Source organism: uncultured Holdemanella sp. (assembly GCF_934754935.1).
Classification (GTDB): Bacteria; Bacillota_I; Bacilli_A; order Erysipelotrichales; family Erysipelotrichaceae; genus Holdemanella.
Window position 1 is genome coordinate 23,829 of the sequence record NZ_CAKVJB010000007.1, and the last position, 16,336, is coordinate 40,164.

A 16,336-nucleotide genomic window follows, 5' to 3' on the forward strand; every position below is an offset into this window, starting at 1 on the left:
AGAGCACTGTTTATCAGCTTCGAGAGTTTTCGACAGTGCTCGAAAGAATATGTTAGGAGGATTTGAATGTTAAATTATCTTGATTTATTTGCCGGTGCTGGTGGTTTATCGGAAGGATTTATAAGAGCTGGTTACAAGCCTATAGCTCATATCGAAATGGATAAAGCTGCTTGCTTTACTTTAAAAACTCGTATGGCATATAAATGGTTACACGAGAATTCTCATGAAGAGGCTTATATTCAATATTTGAATAATAGTATAACTAGAAATGAATTCTATGAAACGATACCCAAAAAGATTTTAGAAAGTGTGCTCAACTATGAAATATCGAAAGATAATCTTGATGAGATTTTTCAAAAAATCGATCAAATGCTTGATGGAAAAAATGTTGATTTAATCATTGGTGGGCCTCCTTGCCAAGCCTATTCTATAATAGGAAGAGCTCGTGATAAAAATAACATGGTTGGGGATTCTAGAAATTATTTATATATTTTATATGCAGAATTTTTAAAAAAATATCGACCAAAATATTTTGTTTTTGAAAATGTTGTTGGTTTATTATCTGCTAAAGATCAAGATGGAGAATCACATTTTAATAAAATGTGCTCATTGTTTAAAAAATGTGGATATTCAGTGGAATATAGAAGACTAAATGCAAAAAACTACGGAATACTTCAAAATAGGGAAAGAATTATTATTATTGGAAAGCTTGGAGATTATCAAGACTTTTATCCTACTATTCCTGTTACAAATAATCATTATTTTGTTGAAGAAGTTTTTTGCGATTTGCCTGTAATACGTGCTGGGGGAGGATCCTATGGTCTTTTGTCTACATTACATTATTCTGGAAGATATTTGTATGAAGCGAAGATAAAAAAATATGATTTAGAGCCTGTAACACTACATTGCGCTCGTTCCCATTCTAAACAAGATTTGGAAATATATAGAATAGTCGTACAATTATGGAATAACGAAGGAAAGCGCTTAAGCTACGTAGAATTACCAGAAAGACTTCGTTCTCAAAAAAATATGACTTCTTTTTTGGATCGTTTTAAGGTTGTTGCCTCTAACTTAACATATTCACAAACTGTAGTTGCTCATATATCTAAAGATGGTCATTACTTTATACATCCGGATATTAATCAGAATAGGTCATTAACTCCAAGAGAAGTGGCTCGATTACAGACATTTCCAGATGATTATTATTTTGAGTCCATTTCAGGTAAACCGTCTAGAACAACAGCTTATAAACAAATTGGTAATGCAGTTCCAGTTCTTTTGGCTGAAAAAATAGCGATTGCGCTATTGGAGGTGTGGTAATGGAAAAAAATAATTTAAAGGATATTTCATCTATAGAGAATCGATTAGAAGAATTAAAAAAAGAAAAAGAAGAATTACTACAAACTGTATCTAAAATTGATGGTGCGTATTTAAGTTCATATGAGATTCGTCCTACTGGACGTCATTTATTAACGATAGGTGAAGATTTAATTCAAGATCAATATGCAGCTATTGTTGAGCTCGTAAAGAATTGTTATGATGCAGATTCTCCTGATGCAACGATTGTATTTAAGAAAATACTTGATGAAGATTGTCTTGAAATACGAATAGAGGATCATGGACATGGAATGTCAACAGAAGATGTTATCAATAAATGGCTTGTTCCATCAACAAATTACAAATTAGAAGCTCGTAAAAGCCCACGTGGACGTATTATGCAAGGACGGAAAGGTATAGGAAGATATGCATCTAGTATATTAGCGGATGATTTAACTTTAATTACGATTGACAAAAATGGAATAGAAACGACTGCGTATATTCAATGGCATGAAATCTCTAAATATAAATATTTAGATCAAATTAAGATTCCGGTAAAAAGAAGGCAAACAGAAAAATCGTCAGGTACTACTTTAATTATGCGTTCTAAGTTAAGTGAAAATAACTATTGGAATGATGACAGAATAAATAAATTAAGGTTTGAATTAAAAAAATTAATTCCACCTAAACCAGATAATTTAATAGAAGAGGAGTTTAAAATATTTCTTAAATTTGTAAATTTTTATGATAATGAAGTAACAGAAGAAACTATTAATCCGTATCCAATTTTAGATTATTATGATTATCGTATTTATGGAAAGGTATCAAAAGATGGCATAGGAGATCTTTTCTATGAAAATCATAAAATAAAGAATGCTGCTATTGAAAAGATTGAATTAAATAAAGGAAATACACAATGTGGTGCTATCGAGATAGATATTCGTGTCTATGATCGTGATAAAGATTCAATTAATCAATTGATTTCTAGAGGTTTACGTGATGAGAATGGTAATTATGTAAGCAAACTACAAGCTCGTCATTTATTGGATAGTGTAAACGGTATTGGAGTATATAGAAATGGATTTAGAATACGTCCATTGGGAGATCCTGAGTTTGATTGGTTAAAATTAGGTGGACGGCGTGTGCAAAATCCTTCAATGAGAATAGGAAGTAATCAGGTTGTTGGTTATGTACATATTCAGTCAGAAGAAGACTCAGGGCTAGAAGAAAAAAGTGCTCGCGATGGCTTAAAAAATAATGAAGCTTATGAAGCTTTAAAGAGAATAACTATTGATATAATTAGAGAATTAGAAGCCAAACGATTTAATTTTAGACGACAAATGGACATATCACTAAATTCCAATAAGAATAAATGGAAAATCGAAAAATTATATAGCACAGATTTAAGTGATTCAGTATCTAAAACATTAAAAACGGCGGAAGTATCTGAAGATTTGATTAATCAAATTTCAGACATTATTTCTAAAGACAATATTAAGAAGAATGAATATTTTGATGATATTAAACAAGAATTAGCTATTTACCAAGGACAAGCAACTTTAGGGAAAATAATTAATATAATTTTACATGAAGGAAGACGTCCACTTAGTTATTTTAAAAATCAAATACCGAATCTTGAGTTTTATATTGATGAATTTGCTAAAAAAAGAGATGATTATTCTTATGAAAAAATCAGAAAAATAGCGAACGGTATTGGCGAGAATGCTCAGACTTTTGTAAAATTATTTAGTCGTTTAGATCCTTTAGCTGCTAAAAAGCGAGAAACAAAACATGATTTTTCAATTTGTGATGCTATTGAAGATGCGTTAGATATTTATAAAACAGAACTAGAAAATAATGATATACATATAGATTTACAGTATAGTGAGAATATTGTTTTAAATGGATGGAAAGAAGATATATTTTCTATTTTTGTAAATTTAATAGACAATAGTATATATTGGATGTTAGAAAAAGAATGCAAAGTTAAGAAAATTAGCATAAATGGTATAGTAGAATCAAATGGTTTTAAAATTGATTATTATGATACAGGTCCAGGCATAAGTGATGAATTTTTAAATACAGGAGTAATTTTTACTCCTGAGTTTACGACAAAGCCAGACGGCATGGGACTAGGGTTGGCAATAGCTGGAGAAGCAGCAAATAGAAATGGTTTGTCAATAACCGCAGCACATATAGACAATGGTGTACATTTTATAATAAGTACACAAAGTGAGGATAGTTAAATGTATAATTTTTTACTCATAGACGATTATAAAGGTGAAATAGATTCCTTTAAAGATACTATTGAAGTTTTAAATAAAAAAAAAGGGGAGATTTTTTATAATTTAGCCATAGCAGATAGTTTTGCGTCTGGGATGGAAAAAATCAATGAAACATTCGATGGGATTATAGTAGATATACAATTAGATAACAATAAAAGTGGAAATGAAATCATTGATGAAATCATGAAAAAAACTCGAGTTCCAGTTGTTGTGTATACAGCTACTCCAGATGTACGAGATGATTTAGAGTCGATTGTGAAAGTTTGTAAAAAAAGTGAAATTTCCCAAGAAGAAATAATTAATTATTTGTGTGATATTTTGGATACAGGTTTATTTAATGTACTTGGAAGAATGGGTATTATTGAACAGAAAATGACAGAAATTTTTTGGGAAAATTTATATCCATTACGAGAATTATGGATGGAATATAAATCTAAGGATATAAATACAGAGAAAGTGCTCTTAAGATATGCTCTTGCAAATATACAGGAGCACTTTGATATAACAGACAATGGCACTGAAATGTCTGATAACATTTATTTGACAGAAGAAATGTATATTAAATATATAAATACTGTTGATTCTGTTAATAGAGTGCAAACTGGTGCAATTGTAAAAGGTAAAGATGAGAATGAAAAGTATTTTATAATTTTATCACCTCCGTGTGATTTAGTTCTTCATAAGGGTAAATTTAAAAGTGATAGAATTTTGCTTTGTGAAATAGATAGCTATGACGATTTGAATAAAAATTTAATTTCAAAGGCTACCAATTCGAAGGATAAACAAAAAAGAATTGAAGAAATAATACAAAATAATCGAACAAGATACTATCACTGGCTACCTAGAAATATTTTATTTGAAGGTGGATTTATAAATTTTAGAAAAGTATCATCTTATTCACAGGAAGATTTTAATGAAAAATTTATGGAACCTAAATTTAAAGTACAGGAAGCTTTTGTTAAAAATATTTTAAATCGTTTTTCATCATTTTATGGAAGACAGGGACAACCTGATTTTGATTTTACAAATGAACTTAAGACGAATAAAGATATATTTAGAAAGTTGAAATCTGAGGAGGTTAGTCTATGATTATAAAAACTATATTTGTTACTGGTGCATCAGGATTTATTGGATCCAATTTATGTAAGAGGATTTTAAAAGAGGATTCTGAATGTAAGGTTATCGGTTTAGATAACATGAATGATTATTATGATGTGCGTATTAAGGAGGCTAGATTAAATGAATTGTCTGGTTATTCGAATTATACGTTTATTAAGGGAAACTTAGCAGATAAGGAATTGATTGATTCAATCTTTGATAAGTATCATCCTAGTATTGTAGTTAATTTGGGTGCTCAGGCTGGTGTTCGTTATTCTATTACGAATCCAGATGCATATATTGAAAGTAATATGTTGGGTTTCTACAATATTTTAGAGGCTTGTAGAAATTATCCAGTAGAACATTTAGTATATGCTTCTAGTAGTAGTGTATATGGATCGAATAAAAAGGTTCCTTATAGTACGGATGATAAGGTGGATAATCCAGTTAGTTTATATGCAGCAACTAAGAAGAGTAATGAATTAATGGCTCATGCGTATTCTAAGTTATACAATATTCCTAGTACAGGATTAAGATTCTTTACTGTATATGGTCCTGCTGGACGTCCAGACATGGCTTATTTTGGATTTACAAATAAACTAGTGAATGGAGATACGATTAAGATTTTTAATTATGGAAATTGTAAGCGTGATTTCACATATGTAGATGATATTGTAGAAGGTGTTATTCGAGTTATGAATAAAGCTCCAGAAAAGAAGAATGGTGAAGATGGACTTCCTATTCCACCTTATGCTATCTACAATATTGGTAATAGTAATCCAGAAAACTTATTAGACTTTGTACAAATTCTTTCTGAAGAATTAGTAAGAGCAGGTGTATTACCTGAAGATTATGATTTTGAAGCTCATAAAGAATTAGTGGCTATGCAACCAGGGGATGTACCAGTAACATATGCTGATACGAGTGCTTTAGAAAGAGATTTTGGCTTTAAACCACATACTCCATTAAGAGAAGGCTTAAGAAAATTTGCAGAATGGTATAAAGAATTTTATATGAAAGAAGACTAGTTCTTCTTTTTATTGAATGTAAATTGGTTGAATGGATCAGTTTATATTCAATAAAAAGAAACACTAAAATTTATCAAGTATATGAGAATTGTTAGAGGTTAAGAGATGGCAAATATAGATATAAAAGAAAAGATGTTTGATTTATTAAATAACACTAAAGGTTTATATTCTTATATCGCAATAGAGAAGTTAGTGACTGTTATGATCACTGATTACGTTAAATCTCAAAATAAACATGTTATAGAAAACCATTACAAAGGTCCTGATATGATTTTACCGGTTGGAATCGATGATGAAGAAGGTTGTATTGCTGTTGAAATTAAAAGTATGAGACAAAAACAGATGAGTCTAAAAGTTATATATGACACAATTACACGATTTGCGTTTGATAGAGGAGAAATAAATAAACTTTTAATAATTTTTGTTAATGAATTACCATCTGAAATAAGAGAACGTATAAAAGAAAAAGAAGAGCAATTAAATTTCGAATTGATAATTTGGGATATTGATGATTTAGTTCGTATATTCAGTAAAAATGAGATTTTGTTTTTTGATACTTATAATAATTTAAACTCGATTTTATTAAGGGACACAGTCCAATCTGGAATCAAAGCTAATAATGATGATTATTTAATAAAAAGAAAAAAATATATTGAACAATTGAAAAGTCAATATAAAAAAGATAATATAGTACTTTTTGTTGGAGCTGGAGCATCTTATGCGGCCAATATACCAACATGGAATAGTTTAATATCTGAATTATATGTTTCTTTAATTGATAAGCTATTAAAAACTCATCAAATCGAAATAAATGACGAAGATAAGGAGAAAATAAAAGAATCAGTAATTAATCAGAATGGAAACTCCCCCTTAATTCAAACAAGATTTTTAAAAAATAGTTTTAAGGAAAATTTTGATGAATCCGTTAGAGAGATTTTATATAAAAATGTTGTAGAGGCATCAGGCTTATTAGAAGAAATTGGACAACTATGTATACCTAATAGAGGTAAATTAGGTATTCGAGCTATAATTGATTATAATTTTGATGATTTAATTGAAAAAAATTTAAAAAGGCTAAGAGTAAAACATCAATCCATATATGCAGAAGCAATGCATCCAGATTTGGATGCATTGGGTGTGTATCATGTACATGGCTTTTTACCACAAGACAAAGAAGATTATAATGATTTGGGAAATACATTATTAGTATTTTCTGAAGATGGATATCATAAATTGATGTTAGATCCATATAATTGGGCTAATATTAGTCAATTAAATTTTATGGTAAATAATACGTGTTTATTCATAGGATTATCTATGACGGATCCGAATATGAGGCGCTTATTAGAAATAGCAGCTCAAAAAAAATATGATGATGATTTATGCCAACATTATGTCATTATGCGACGATTTAAAATAAATAATTCTGGAAAATCTGAATCAATAAAGCGCTTTGAAAATGTAAATGAGTCATTACAAGAGGATTTTTTCAAAAGCTTAGGAGTAAATGTTATTTGGGTTAATGACTATGATGAAATTCCAAATCTATTAAAACAAATAAAAAGCTAATATTTTGAAATACTAGTATATTTGTAAAATGATGTTTTTTATTGAGAGGAGAAACAATGTCAAATAACTTTCATAATACCGATAAATCTGGAAAACCTAATATATCTAATGACATACCAGAATCTGTTTTGTCTGCAAATACTTTTTTTCATTATGTTGATAAAATTAAATATATTTATGAAATACTTGATACACAACAAATAAGTCCTCGATTTACAAGAGAAGATTATTCAATGTTTAATATAGGCTTTGATGATTTGTATATTGCAGAAAAGTGTTTTTGTGATATTCTTTTACATCAAGTAAAAGAGCATAAAAAAGAATATGGGAATTATTGTATTGGTTTTAGTAAAGAATGGGGATTATCAAAGGGTTTGCAGCCAGTTATTTATTTCAATAAACAAGATAATGAATTTCTATCAATGATTGAAAGAAATTTTAAAACATTAGACAGTCTTTCTGATGATGAAGCAGATATTATGGGAGATATTCTTGGATATAATTTAAAGTATTATAAACCGGTATACGGTAGAGATTTAAAAACAAACAAAAATAAAATATTTATGGATGAAAAAGAATGGAGATATGTTCCAAATATTGATTTAGATTTTTCAGAAGTTCTCACAGAGGATGATTTAGCATTTACTAACTCAACAGTTAGAGAAACATATAATAAAATAATTAGTGAAATCTATGCTTTGAACTTTGAATATTCAGATATTAAATATTTAATCGTTAATAAAAAGTCCCAAATACAGAGCATGGTAAAACATATTGATAGATTAATTGTTTCGAATGACGTAAAAAATTTATTAAAGACACGAATTTTATCTTGGGAAGAAATAGAAGGAGATTTATAATGGCTAAATTTTCTAAAAATTTTAAAAAAAATGCACATAACGATAAACTACCAGAATCTGTGTTAAGAGAAATAAATAAGCAGTTTAAGAATTTTGAATATGAAGAAAATAAAAGTGCGTATATATTGGTTCCAAAGAATAAAGGTACTTTAAGTTTTGTTGATTTTGAAATCATTAATAAGAAACTTTATCAAAATAAATTGAAAAAAGAAAATCCTTCTTTTGATGAGATTTATTCTTATTCATATAATTCTCAAAAGAGTTTTGATTTAAAAGAAAAAGAGAATTCTTATATAGTTGTAGATGGGCAGAAAAAAAAATTGTCCGATTTAGTAATTTCAAAATATAATATTGTAAAAGGAACTGAAAAACTAACTATAACACCTGAAGCCATGAATGAATCTTATTATTTTTTTATAGGAACCAGTAAAACAAATGGTATAAAAAGACATTTTGCACGTCGTCCTATTGATTCAGCAAAAGCACTCAAATATGAGAGTATAGATTCAAATGAAAAAATACATATTAAAATGATTTTAGAAAATCATATTATTGGAATTAGTTTAACATTAGTTGATGAAAATATTCATAGTGCTCAGGATTATCTGGATTGTCTAGAAGAAATAAATCAACTATATAAAAATTTCTATTTTAATAATGCGGGTCCAATTTCTTTTAAGAATAGAAAAAGCGAAAATATATCAAAATTAATTTACTATTATAAGAAAATTGTTGAATTAGAGCAAATTTTAAATTTAAAATTCGAAATTGAACAACATGCAGTTACTGTAGCAGATTTCAAAAACATGGAAATTTTGTATCGTAGTTTAATTGAAAAAAAGCCTTGGAGAATAAAGGAAAAGTTAAAAAATGTGAAATACGATTGGCCACAAACACCAGATGAAATAAAAGATTTATTAGAAAATAAAAAAAGAGATTTTGCCCTTAGTTTTGAGAATAAAGAAAGCATAACATTATGCAAGATAAATTTTTCGTTGTATATGTTGTATGTATATTTTAACCTAAGTGTTTCTAATATTGAAACAATTTCTGATAATGAAAAAATAGTTTATTTTGACGTAAATAATAAAGATACATACGGAACTTGTATAGGTTTTGAATTAGAAAATGATTTAATAAACTTCATGCAAAAAGAAGATTTTCTTTCGAAATTGACCGAGGCTATAAGTTTAACAGAATCTTAAAATATTTAGAAGGTGGAGAAGAGTCCTTTAAACATAAAGAGTTTGTATATGCACCTGTATTAAATAACTAACGTATTTATGATTCTTGGATAAAGTGTATAATTATTATTATGAACTTACGTGATATTTTAGAGTTATTTACAAATCGGGAATTAGCAATTGCTACTTGGTTGATCTTATTTATTATTTTAATTAGTACTCTTAGTATACATAATCAAGAATTAAGAAAATCTATTTTTGATGTTTTTAAAACTTTATTAAGTAAACCATTAAGGATATTGATTATTACACTTGTTATTTATTTTTTGGTGGTTACATATTTGTTTTCTATTCTCTCATTTTGGAAAAACACTTATTTAAAGGATATAGTATTATGGTTTACACTTAGCGGTATCTATTTTGTAATGAAAAGTGTAGATAGCGATAATAGTGGACATTACATTAGAAATTATATAAAACAGAATATACAATTTTCTATATTTATAAATTTTATTGTTAGCTATTTTACTTTTTCTTATTTTGTAGAATTACTATTACAGTTGTTTTTGTGTTTATTGATTATTTTTAATGTATTTACGAAGGAAAAAATTGAATATAAAATTGTGTATGATTTATCAAATATATTGTTAGTTATATTGGGCTTGTATTTCTATGCAAAAGCATTTGGATCAATTTTAACTCAATACGATGAACTACTGAATTTAGATACATTTATTTCATTTTTAATCCCATTTATTTACATGATTGTTTTTATTCCACTGGCTTTCTTTTTTGAAGTTTATGCTATGTATGAAACTTTATTTTTACGATTGTCTTTTAAGACAATTAAGGATAAGAAGTTACTAAATCATAGAAAATGGGAGATTTTTAAATTATGTAAATTATCTATTCCACGAATTCGTTATTTTGAAAAGAATTTTTTATTTAAATTTTATCAAAAAATTTCAGAAGAAGAGGTCCAATCTATATATGACCAGTTTTTAAATTCTTATAAGGAAGAATTTAAATAGTTGTTTGCACTAATGCTTTATTATTAGTTAATTAAGAAAGGAGTGATTAAATATGATTGATGATACATTTAAACCAGGTGGGAAATATGAGTTTAATAAGAAAGAAAAAGGAATTCATGTTTCAGATGGAATGAGGTTTATTGTGAGTAATAAGGTGATAATGCCTTACGATATGTTTTTAGATAGAATTGTGCACAAGACTGTAGGCCCAATACAGTTTAATTGTGAGAATAAAAAGCTATTTAGTTAAAGGAAGGATGATGTTTTATGAAAATAGCAGTTGCAGGAACAGGATATGTAGGATTGAGTATTGCTTGTTTGTTATCTCAACATAATGAGGTAAAGGCAGTGGATATTATTAAGGAAAAGGTGGATTTAATTAATTCTAAGAAGTCGCCTATTCAGGATGAATATATTGAGAAGTATTTGGCTGAAAAAGATTTAAATCTTGAGGCTACTTTAGATGCAGAATATGCTTATTCGGATGCTGACTTTGTAGTTATTGCTGCACCAACTAACTATGATAGTAAGAAGAATTTCTTTGATACAAGTGCAGTAGAGAATGTAATTGAATTAGTATTGAAGTACAATCCAAATGCTATTATGGTTATTAAGTCAACAATTCCAGTTGGTTATACGGAGAGTGTAAGAAAGAAGTATAATACTTCTAATATTATTTTTAGCCCAGAATTCTTAAGAGAATCAAAGGCTTTATATGATAATTTATATCCTTCTAGAATTATTGTGAGTACAGATGAGAATGATGAAAAGTTAGTTAAGGCAAGTCATGAATTTGCTGCTTTACTACAGGAAGGTGCTATTAAAGAAAATATTGATACTTTATTTATGGGCTTTACTGAAGCTGAGGCTGTTAAGTTATTTGCGAATACTTATTTAGCTTTGCGTGTATCTTACTTTAATGAACTAGATACGTATGCTGAAATGAAAGGGTTAAATACTCAAGATATTATTAATGGTGTTTGTTTAGATCCTCGTATTGGATCTCATTATAATAACCCTTCATTTGGATATGGTGGTTATTGTTTGCCTAAAGATACTAAACAATTATTGGCTAATTATCAGGATGTACCTGAAAACTTAATTGAAGCGATTGTTGAATCAAACCGTACTCGTAAGGATTTTATTGCTGATCGTGTATTAGAAATTGCGGGTGCTTATGAGGCTAATGATTCATGGGATGAATCTAAAGAACATGAAGTAGTTATTGGTGTTTATCGTTTAACTATGAAATCAAATAGTGATAACTTTAGACAGAGTTCTATTCAGGGTGTTATGAAGCGTATTAAGGCTAAGGGTGCTAAAGTTATTATTTATGAACCTACTTTAAAGGATGGAGAAACATTCTTTGGAAGTAAGGTTGTAAATGATTTAGAGAAATTTAAATCTTTAAGTCAAGCCATCATCGCCAATCGTTATGATAGTTGTTTAGATGATGTACAAGATAAAGTATATACTCGTGATTTGTTTAGAAGAGATTAATGTAGGCTTAACAGATACATTGGTGACTTGTTAATATATTCGACATTAATAATGTCGATTTAAGATTTATTGTATAGGTGTAAACGAAAGAGAGACTACACTTATGACAAGAACTTCAAAATATTTAAACCAAGATACTATTGCTGCTTTACAAGCTTTTCAAATCGAAAAGATTGATCGAGAAATCACTGACTTTTTAGATACAAACAGTAAAATGAATACGTATCATTTTGACTACTGTCCTAAATGTGGATGTTATCATCCTCGTTTGGTTAAAAGCGGTTTTGCCAACTCTGGTAAACAGATGCTTCGTTGTAAAGAATGCGGTAAACGTTTTGTTATTGACCGCGGTCAGCTTACTTTTTATTCTCACCAAGACCAATCTAAATGGAATGAACTTATTCTAGATACATTGAATGGTGTATCTCTTAAAGAAACGGCTGCTAAAATCAATGTAAATGAACGCAATGTTTTTAATATGCGCCATAAACTATTGGTTAGTCTAGGTACTGAGGAATATCCCATACACAGTAGGTAATGAAGTTGAAATGGATGAAAAGTATACTCCATACAATCATAAAGGAACTAAGATTGATGGAGTAGAACCTAAACATCGTGGAACACCTGCCACAAAAAGAGGATTATCGAATCAGCAGGTATGTATCATTACTGCAATACAGAGATTTGGACATACAATTGCCAGAACATTAAATTATGGCAAGCCATCATCCATAGATCTATTAAGATTTGGTGAATGTCTTGAATCTAAGTCTTTTGTAATGCTAGACGGATCTAACAGTTACAACGAACTTTTAGAAAGTAAGAACTGCACAAAGAAAGTGTTAATCAGTCATGAGTCTTATGATAAGTTCAATCATTTAAATACAGTGAACAGTTTCCACAGTACGTACTGCTAAGATTGAAAAACATCTTTAAAATCACTTGTTTAATGTATTTGAAGAACGAATGGTTACTCGTGTAAGTGACAGAATTATAGCAATGTCATCAAATTGCTTGTTAAGCCTTTTAATTTGAAAATTTTACTTGATTATATATTGTGAAAACCAATTTTTCGAGTTAAGTTCTTAGAGGTGTTTATATCTAACTGTTTAATTTTTGGAGAAGGAGAAAAATTTACTTATGAAAGAAAGTACAAAAGACTATTTAGTAAATATTTATAACAATATTCCTAAAAAAACAAAGGCTACCTGTTTAAAATTCTACTATCAATATAACAATGTTAATGTCAATGTATATTTTGACGCATTTGATAGTCAAAGTGTAGGCTTAAGTATTGTTCTTGCTGCTGAAAAGAATTATTATTATACGCCTTTAAATATTTTGAATACTGGTATGATAACAGAGTATTTGAGTGAAATTCCTCATCAAATACTTGTAAAGATCTTAGTTGACAATCGTTTAGATGATTTCTATGAAAATATGGAAAAACATCTTTTAAATGATAAGCCACATTTTATTTACTATAATGAGGATACCTACTTTGTCAATACTATAAAATATGCTAAAAGTAAATTAGATTTACCTTTCTGGTGGTATCTTCGTAAATCTCCTATGACTAAGGATACTTTAAATAAATTAAATGCTAGAGCAGATATTACATTTGACATATTACGAAGAATACAACAAGAAGGATATACTTTAGTCAGAACATCAGACCCAGAAAAACGAAAGGAACTTACTTTAATCTTGGACCGAATAGGTATCAAATTATAATAGGTAAAGACCGGTTAATTCTGGTACAATAAATTTGAATGGGGATTAGGTGATTATGCTTTCCAAGAATTTAAAGGACGGCATATACCACAAAACTGTTTAAAGCTGATTTTGTGCTCGGACAACATTTATACTTAAACCCTTAAAAGCAAAGAGGAGAAGAGCTATAGGAAATACAAAAGTTATACACTCGACAGAGTGTATTAGTTAAATAATTTTATAATCTTCAAGATTAGGAGGGGTAAAATGTCAGATATTTCAGTCAGTCAAGATTTCAGTACACTATGTAAGAATCTTAGAATGAGCGACTATATTGTAAAAGATGTTCAAACACGCTATCATGCTATTACTAAAAGAATAAATAAAGATTTTTGGCTTACAGATTCAGAAACAAGCCACAGTTTTTATGTAGGTTCATATGGACGAGGTACTGCAATATATACGAGTGATATAGATATCGTTGTTGAATTACCGTGGTCTGAATATATAAAATATAATAATTATATTGGGAATGGGCAATCGGCTTTGTTACAGTCCGTAAAATCATCGCTTCAAAAAACCTATTCATCATCCAATGTAAGTGGTGATGGACAAGTAGTAGTTATTGATTTTTCAAATGGAGTTAAATTTGAAATTGTTCCTTCTTTTAAACTTAATGATGGTACATATGTTTATCCCGACACTCATAATGGAGGAAGTTGGAAATATATGGACCCAAAAGAAGAAATGAAATGTTTTAATGGGAGAAATTCTCTTTCTAATAATAATCTAAAACGGTTATGTCGTATGGCACGCGCTTGGAACTCAAATATGAATGTGTTTATGAGTGGAATTTTAATTGATACTATTGCATATCGATTTATGCAGGACTATGAATATGCTGATAAATCATATTTTTATTATGATTGGTTATCTAGAGATTTCTTTAAATATCTTTATGATAATGCTGATAAAGAATATTGGGTAAAATTCGGCGATAATAAACATGTCACAAAAAAATATTCTTTTAAAAACGAAGCAAAAAAAGCTTATGAGTTATCTCTATCAGCTATTGATGCATATGACAAAGGATACTCGTATACTTGGTATAGTAAATGGAGGGAAATCTATGGAACAAAATTCCCAATATAGAGAAAAATTATTAATACAACTAAAAAATTCATTTGGTAGAGTTGTTTATACATATACCAGCCATTTAAAGCAAGTGAATTCCTTAGAAAGGAATCTAAAAATAATAAAATACAGCCAAATTGTATTATCTGCCTGTTCAACTGGAGGATTTCTAGGTGCAATTATTACAAATAAAAATGTTTGTACGGTAGTGGCAGGTATTTTCTCAACAGTATTATTAGTTTTTAACTTGTTTTTCAAAAATTTTAATCCAGAAAATGAGATAAAACAACATATTTTAGCAGCAGATGAATTGTGGCTTATTAGAGAAAAATATGTTTCTTTAATGACAGATTTCGATATTTTAAGCAATGAAGATATAATATCTACTAGAGATTCTTTGTTACAAAAAACCTATGAAATTTACAAAAAAACGCCTAAGACAAATTCTAGAAGTTATATGAAGGCGCAAGAGGCATTAAAAAATGAAGAAGAACAGTTCTTTACAAACGAAGAACTCAATCAAATGTTACCATCTCATTTAAGAAAAAGTAGTGAATCTTTATATTAGGAAGGATTTGTTGAATTCTTCCTTTTTGGTATGCCGGGCATGGCATATATCTAGACAGTGAAAGTCTTTTCGAGTTGTAGGAAATGGACGAATGAAATCAAAGATATACTATTTAAGGATTAGGAGGTACTATGGATCAATATAAATTAGAGGATTTAATAGATGCGACAAAAGAAGAAGTTGGAAAAGAAGTTGTAGAAAAACTATTACCGCAAGTTATTCAAGAAGCAGGAAACATTTTGTTTGATAGAGGTGTGGGAATGTTAGCTTGTCAAGTAGTTGGATCTGTTCTACCTGTGGCGAATAATATTCTTCTTTCATTCAACCAACATCGTCTTGAAAGAAATGTTTTGAATGCTTTAAATATCATACAGAGTAGACAAACCGAACTAGAAAATAGAATGAATGAGCTATTAGAAAATAATCCATTATATACCAGACAGATTACAGAGGCATTATTGGATAATATAGTGGATGAGATACAGGAAAGAATGGTTGATTATAATGTGAATGGGTATATCAACCTCTTGAAATCAGATCATACAAATATTGATTTGGGTTTGATGTTTTTTAAAACAATGTCTCAATTGAATGATTTGGATATTCGTATATTAAAAGCGTATTCAAATCTAGAAGCTGAAGGTGAGAGTATTGTTTCAATATGTAATGAATTAAATCTTGAACTGGATCAAATCCGCTTTATCAAGGAGAAGCTAGAAAGATTTGGTTTATTACAGAGTCGAAATGAAGAAATGAATGATGATAATTTAAAAGCGATTGTAAAGTATTTGGAAAACGTTAAAAGAGAGAATCGAAAAAAGAATCCAAATGATGTAAAGGTTCCTAATTTAAAAAGGGTGAGTGGAGCGGATAGTTATCGAATTACATCACTTGGTAGACATTATTTGATCATGATTGATAGATAAAGAGTTTATTTTTTCATGAAAATTAACAATTGTTTACATATATGATTAAATTATATTAAAAATATAGTTGTTTTTATGATATATTATTTAAGTATGTTTTATGAATGAAAAGGGAGGGCTTTT

Annotated in this window: 16 protein-coding genes; all 16 read left to right on the forward strand. The window is 28.8% G+C overall.

What is annotated here, in order from left to right:
• Positions 1 to 66: 66 nt before the first annotated feature.
• The 16 genes from Q0E86_RS02895 to Q0E86_RS02970 all read left to right on the forward strand — a co-directional run bounded on the left by Q0E86_RS02895 (position 67) and on the right by Q0E86_RS02970 (position 16,213).
• The gene (locus Q0E86_RS02895; protein WP_295754432.1) at positions 67 to 1,320 is read left to right on the forward strand and encodes a DNA cytosine methyltransferase; all 1,254 of its coding nucleotides are present in this window, start codon (positions 67 to 69) and stop codon (positions 1,318 to 1,320) included.
• Positions 1,320 to 3,563 (forward strand): sensor histidine kinase, encoded by a 2,244-nt coding sequence (locus Q0E86_RS02900; protein ID WP_295754433.1) that lies wholly within the window; start codon positions 1,320 to 1,322, stop codon positions 3,561 to 3,563. Before Q0E86_RS02895 ends, Q0E86_RS02900 begins: the two co-directional genes overlap by 1 nt.
• A complete protein-coding gene (locus Q0E86_RS02905; protein ID WP_295754434.1) occupies positions 3,564 to 4,691 on the forward strand; it encodes a hypothetical protein in 1,128 nt (375 codons plus the stop codon). It begins immediately after the preceding gene.
• Positions 4,688 to 5,728, forward strand: a complete 1,041-nt coding sequence (locus tag Q0E86_RS02910; protein ID WP_295754435.1) for an NAD-dependent epimerase/dehydratase family protein — start codon at positions 4,688 to 4,690, stop codon at positions 5,726 to 5,728. Before Q0E86_RS02905 ends, Q0E86_RS02910 begins: the two co-directional genes overlap by 4 nt.
• Positions 5,729 to 5,833: 105 nt before the next feature.
• On the forward strand, positions 5,834 to 7,297 hold the full coding sequence (locus tag Q0E86_RS02915) for an SIR2 family protein (RefSeq protein ID WP_295754436.1): 1,464 nt from the start codon (positions 5,834 to 5,836) through the stop codon (positions 7,295 to 7,297).
• Between the two features lie 56 nt (positions 7,298 to 7,353).
• The gene (locus Q0E86_RS02920) at positions 7,354 to 8,157 is read left to right on the forward strand and encodes an abortive infection system antitoxin AbiGi family protein (protein ID WP_295754438.1); all 804 of its coding nucleotides are present in this window, start codon (positions 7,354 to 7,356) and stop codon (positions 8,155 to 8,157) included.
• Positions 8,157 to 9,362, forward strand: a complete 1,206-nt coding sequence (locus tag Q0E86_RS02925) for an abortive infection system toxin AbiGii family protein (protein ID WP_295754439.1) — start codon at positions 8,157 to 8,159, stop codon at positions 9,360 to 9,362. Before Q0E86_RS02920 ends, Q0E86_RS02925 begins: the two co-directional genes overlap by 1 nt.
• A 110-nt stretch (positions 9,363 to 9,472) precedes the next feature.
• Positions 9,473 to 10,372, forward strand: coding sequence for a hypothetical protein (locus Q0E86_RS02930; RefSeq protein ID WP_295754440.1), 900 nt, complete (start codon positions 9,473 to 9,475; stop codon positions 10,370 to 10,372).
• Between the two features lie 52 nt (positions 10,373 to 10,424).
• The gene (locus Q0E86_RS02935; RefSeq protein WP_295754441.1) at positions 10,425 to 10,622 is read left to right on the forward strand and encodes a hypothetical protein; all 198 of its coding nucleotides are present in this window, start codon (positions 10,425 to 10,427) and stop codon (positions 10,620 to 10,622) included.
• A gap of 17 nt (positions 10,623 to 10,639) precedes the next feature.
• Positions 10,640 to 11,872 (forward strand): nucleotide sugar dehydrogenase, encoded by a 1,233-nt coding sequence (locus Q0E86_RS02940; RefSeq protein ID WP_295754442.1) that lies wholly within the window; start codon positions 10,640 to 10,642, stop codon positions 11,870 to 11,872.
• Positions 11,873 to 11,975: 103 nt separating this feature from the next.
• Entirely contained in the window at positions 11,976 to 12,410 is a 435-nt protein-coding gene (locus Q0E86_RS02945) for a hypothetical protein (RefSeq protein ID WP_295754443.1), read from the forward strand.
• A gap of 10 nt (positions 12,411 to 12,420) precedes the next feature.
• Positions 12,421 to 12,789 (forward strand): hypothetical protein, encoded by a 369-nt coding sequence (locus Q0E86_RS02950; RefSeq protein ID WP_295754444.1) that lies wholly within the window; start codon positions 12,421 to 12,423, stop codon positions 12,787 to 12,789.
• 223 nt (positions 12,790 to 13,012) lie between these two features.
• A complete protein-coding gene (locus Q0E86_RS02955; RefSeq protein WP_295754445.1) occupies positions 13,013 to 13,606 on the forward strand; it encodes a hypothetical protein in 594 nt (197 codons plus the stop codon).
• Positions 13,607 to 13,852: 246 nt separating this feature from the next.
• The gene (locus tag Q0E86_RS02960) at positions 13,853 to 14,737 is read left to right on the forward strand and encodes an SMODS domain-containing nucleotidyltransferase (RefSeq protein ID WP_295754447.1); all 885 of its coding nucleotides are present in this window, start codon (positions 13,853 to 13,855) and stop codon (positions 14,735 to 14,737) included.
• The gene (locus Q0E86_RS02965; RefSeq protein ID WP_295754448.1) at positions 14,715 to 15,287 is read left to right on the forward strand and encodes an SLATT domain-containing protein; all 573 of its coding nucleotides are present in this window, start codon (positions 14,715 to 14,717) and stop codon (positions 15,285 to 15,287) included. The genes Q0E86_RS02960 and Q0E86_RS02965 overlap by 23 nt, the downstream gene beginning before the upstream one ends.
• A gap of 131 nt (positions 15,288 to 15,418) precedes the next feature.
• The gene (locus tag Q0E86_RS02970) at positions 15,419 to 16,213 is read left to right on the forward strand and encodes a hypothetical protein (RefSeq protein WP_295754449.1); all 795 of its coding nucleotides are present in this window, start codon (positions 15,419 to 15,421) and stop codon (positions 16,211 to 16,213) included.
• Positions 16,214 to 16,336: the final 123 nt, after the last annotated feature.

Coding starts and splice junctions, on each gene's coding strand:
- Q0E86_RS02940 (WP_295754442.1), top strand. CDS start 10,640: ATGAAAATAGCAGTTGCAGGAACAGGATATGTAGGATTGAGTATTGCT.
- Q0E86_RS02955 (WP_295754445.1), top strand. CDS start 13,013: ATGAAAGAAAGTACAAAAGACTATTTAGTAAATATTTATAACAATATT.
- Q0E86_RS02925 (WP_295754439.1), top strand. CDS start 8,157: ATGGCTAAATTTTCTAAAAATTTTAAAAAAAATGCACATAACGATAAA.
- Q0E86_RS02895 (WP_295754432.1), top strand. CDS start 67: ATGTTAAATTATCTTGATTTATTTGCCGGTGCTGGTGGTTTATCGGAA.
- Q0E86_RS02900 (WP_295754433.1), top strand. CDS start 1,320: ATGGAAAAAAATAATTTAAAGGATATTTCATCTATAGAGAATCGATTA.
- Q0E86_RS02915 (WP_295754436.1), top strand. CDS start 5,834: ATGGCAAATATAGATATAAAAGAAAAGATGTTTGATTTATTAAATAAC.
- Q0E86_RS02945 (WP_295754443.1), top strand. CDS start 11,976: ATGACAAGAACTTCAAAATATTTAAACCAAGATACTATTGCTGCTTTA.
- Q0E86_RS02920 (WP_295754438.1), top strand. CDS start 7,354: ATGTCAAATAACTTTCATAATACCGATAAATCTGGAAAACCTAATATA.
- Q0E86_RS02960 (WP_295754447.1), top strand. CDS start 13,853: ATGTCAGATATTTCAGTCAGTCAAGATTTCAGTACACTATGTAAGAAT.
- Q0E86_RS02950 (WP_295754444.1), top strand. CDS start 12,421: ATGGATGAAAAGTATACTCCATACAATCATAAAGGAACTAAGATTGAT.
- Q0E86_RS02930 (WP_295754440.1), top strand. CDS start 9,473: ATGAACTTACGTGATATTTTAGAGTTATTTACAAATCGGGAATTAGCA.
- Q0E86_RS02965 (WP_295754448.1), top strand. CDS start 14,715: ATGGAACAAAATTCCCAATATAGAGAAAAATTATTAATACAACTAAAA.
- Q0E86_RS02910 (WP_295754435.1), top strand. CDS start 4,688: ATGATTATAAAAACTATATTTGTTACTGGTGCATCAGGATTTATTGGA.
- Q0E86_RS02970 (WP_295754449.1), top strand. CDS start 15,419: ATGGATCAATATAAATTAGAGGATTTAATAGATGCGACAAAAGAAGAA.
- Q0E86_RS02935 (WP_295754441.1), top strand. CDS start 10,425: ATGATTGATGATACATTTAAACCAGGTGGGAAATATGAGTTTAATAAG.
- Q0E86_RS02905 (WP_295754434.1), top strand. CDS start 3,564: ATGTATAATTTTTTACTCATAGACGATTATAAAGGTGAAATAGATTCC.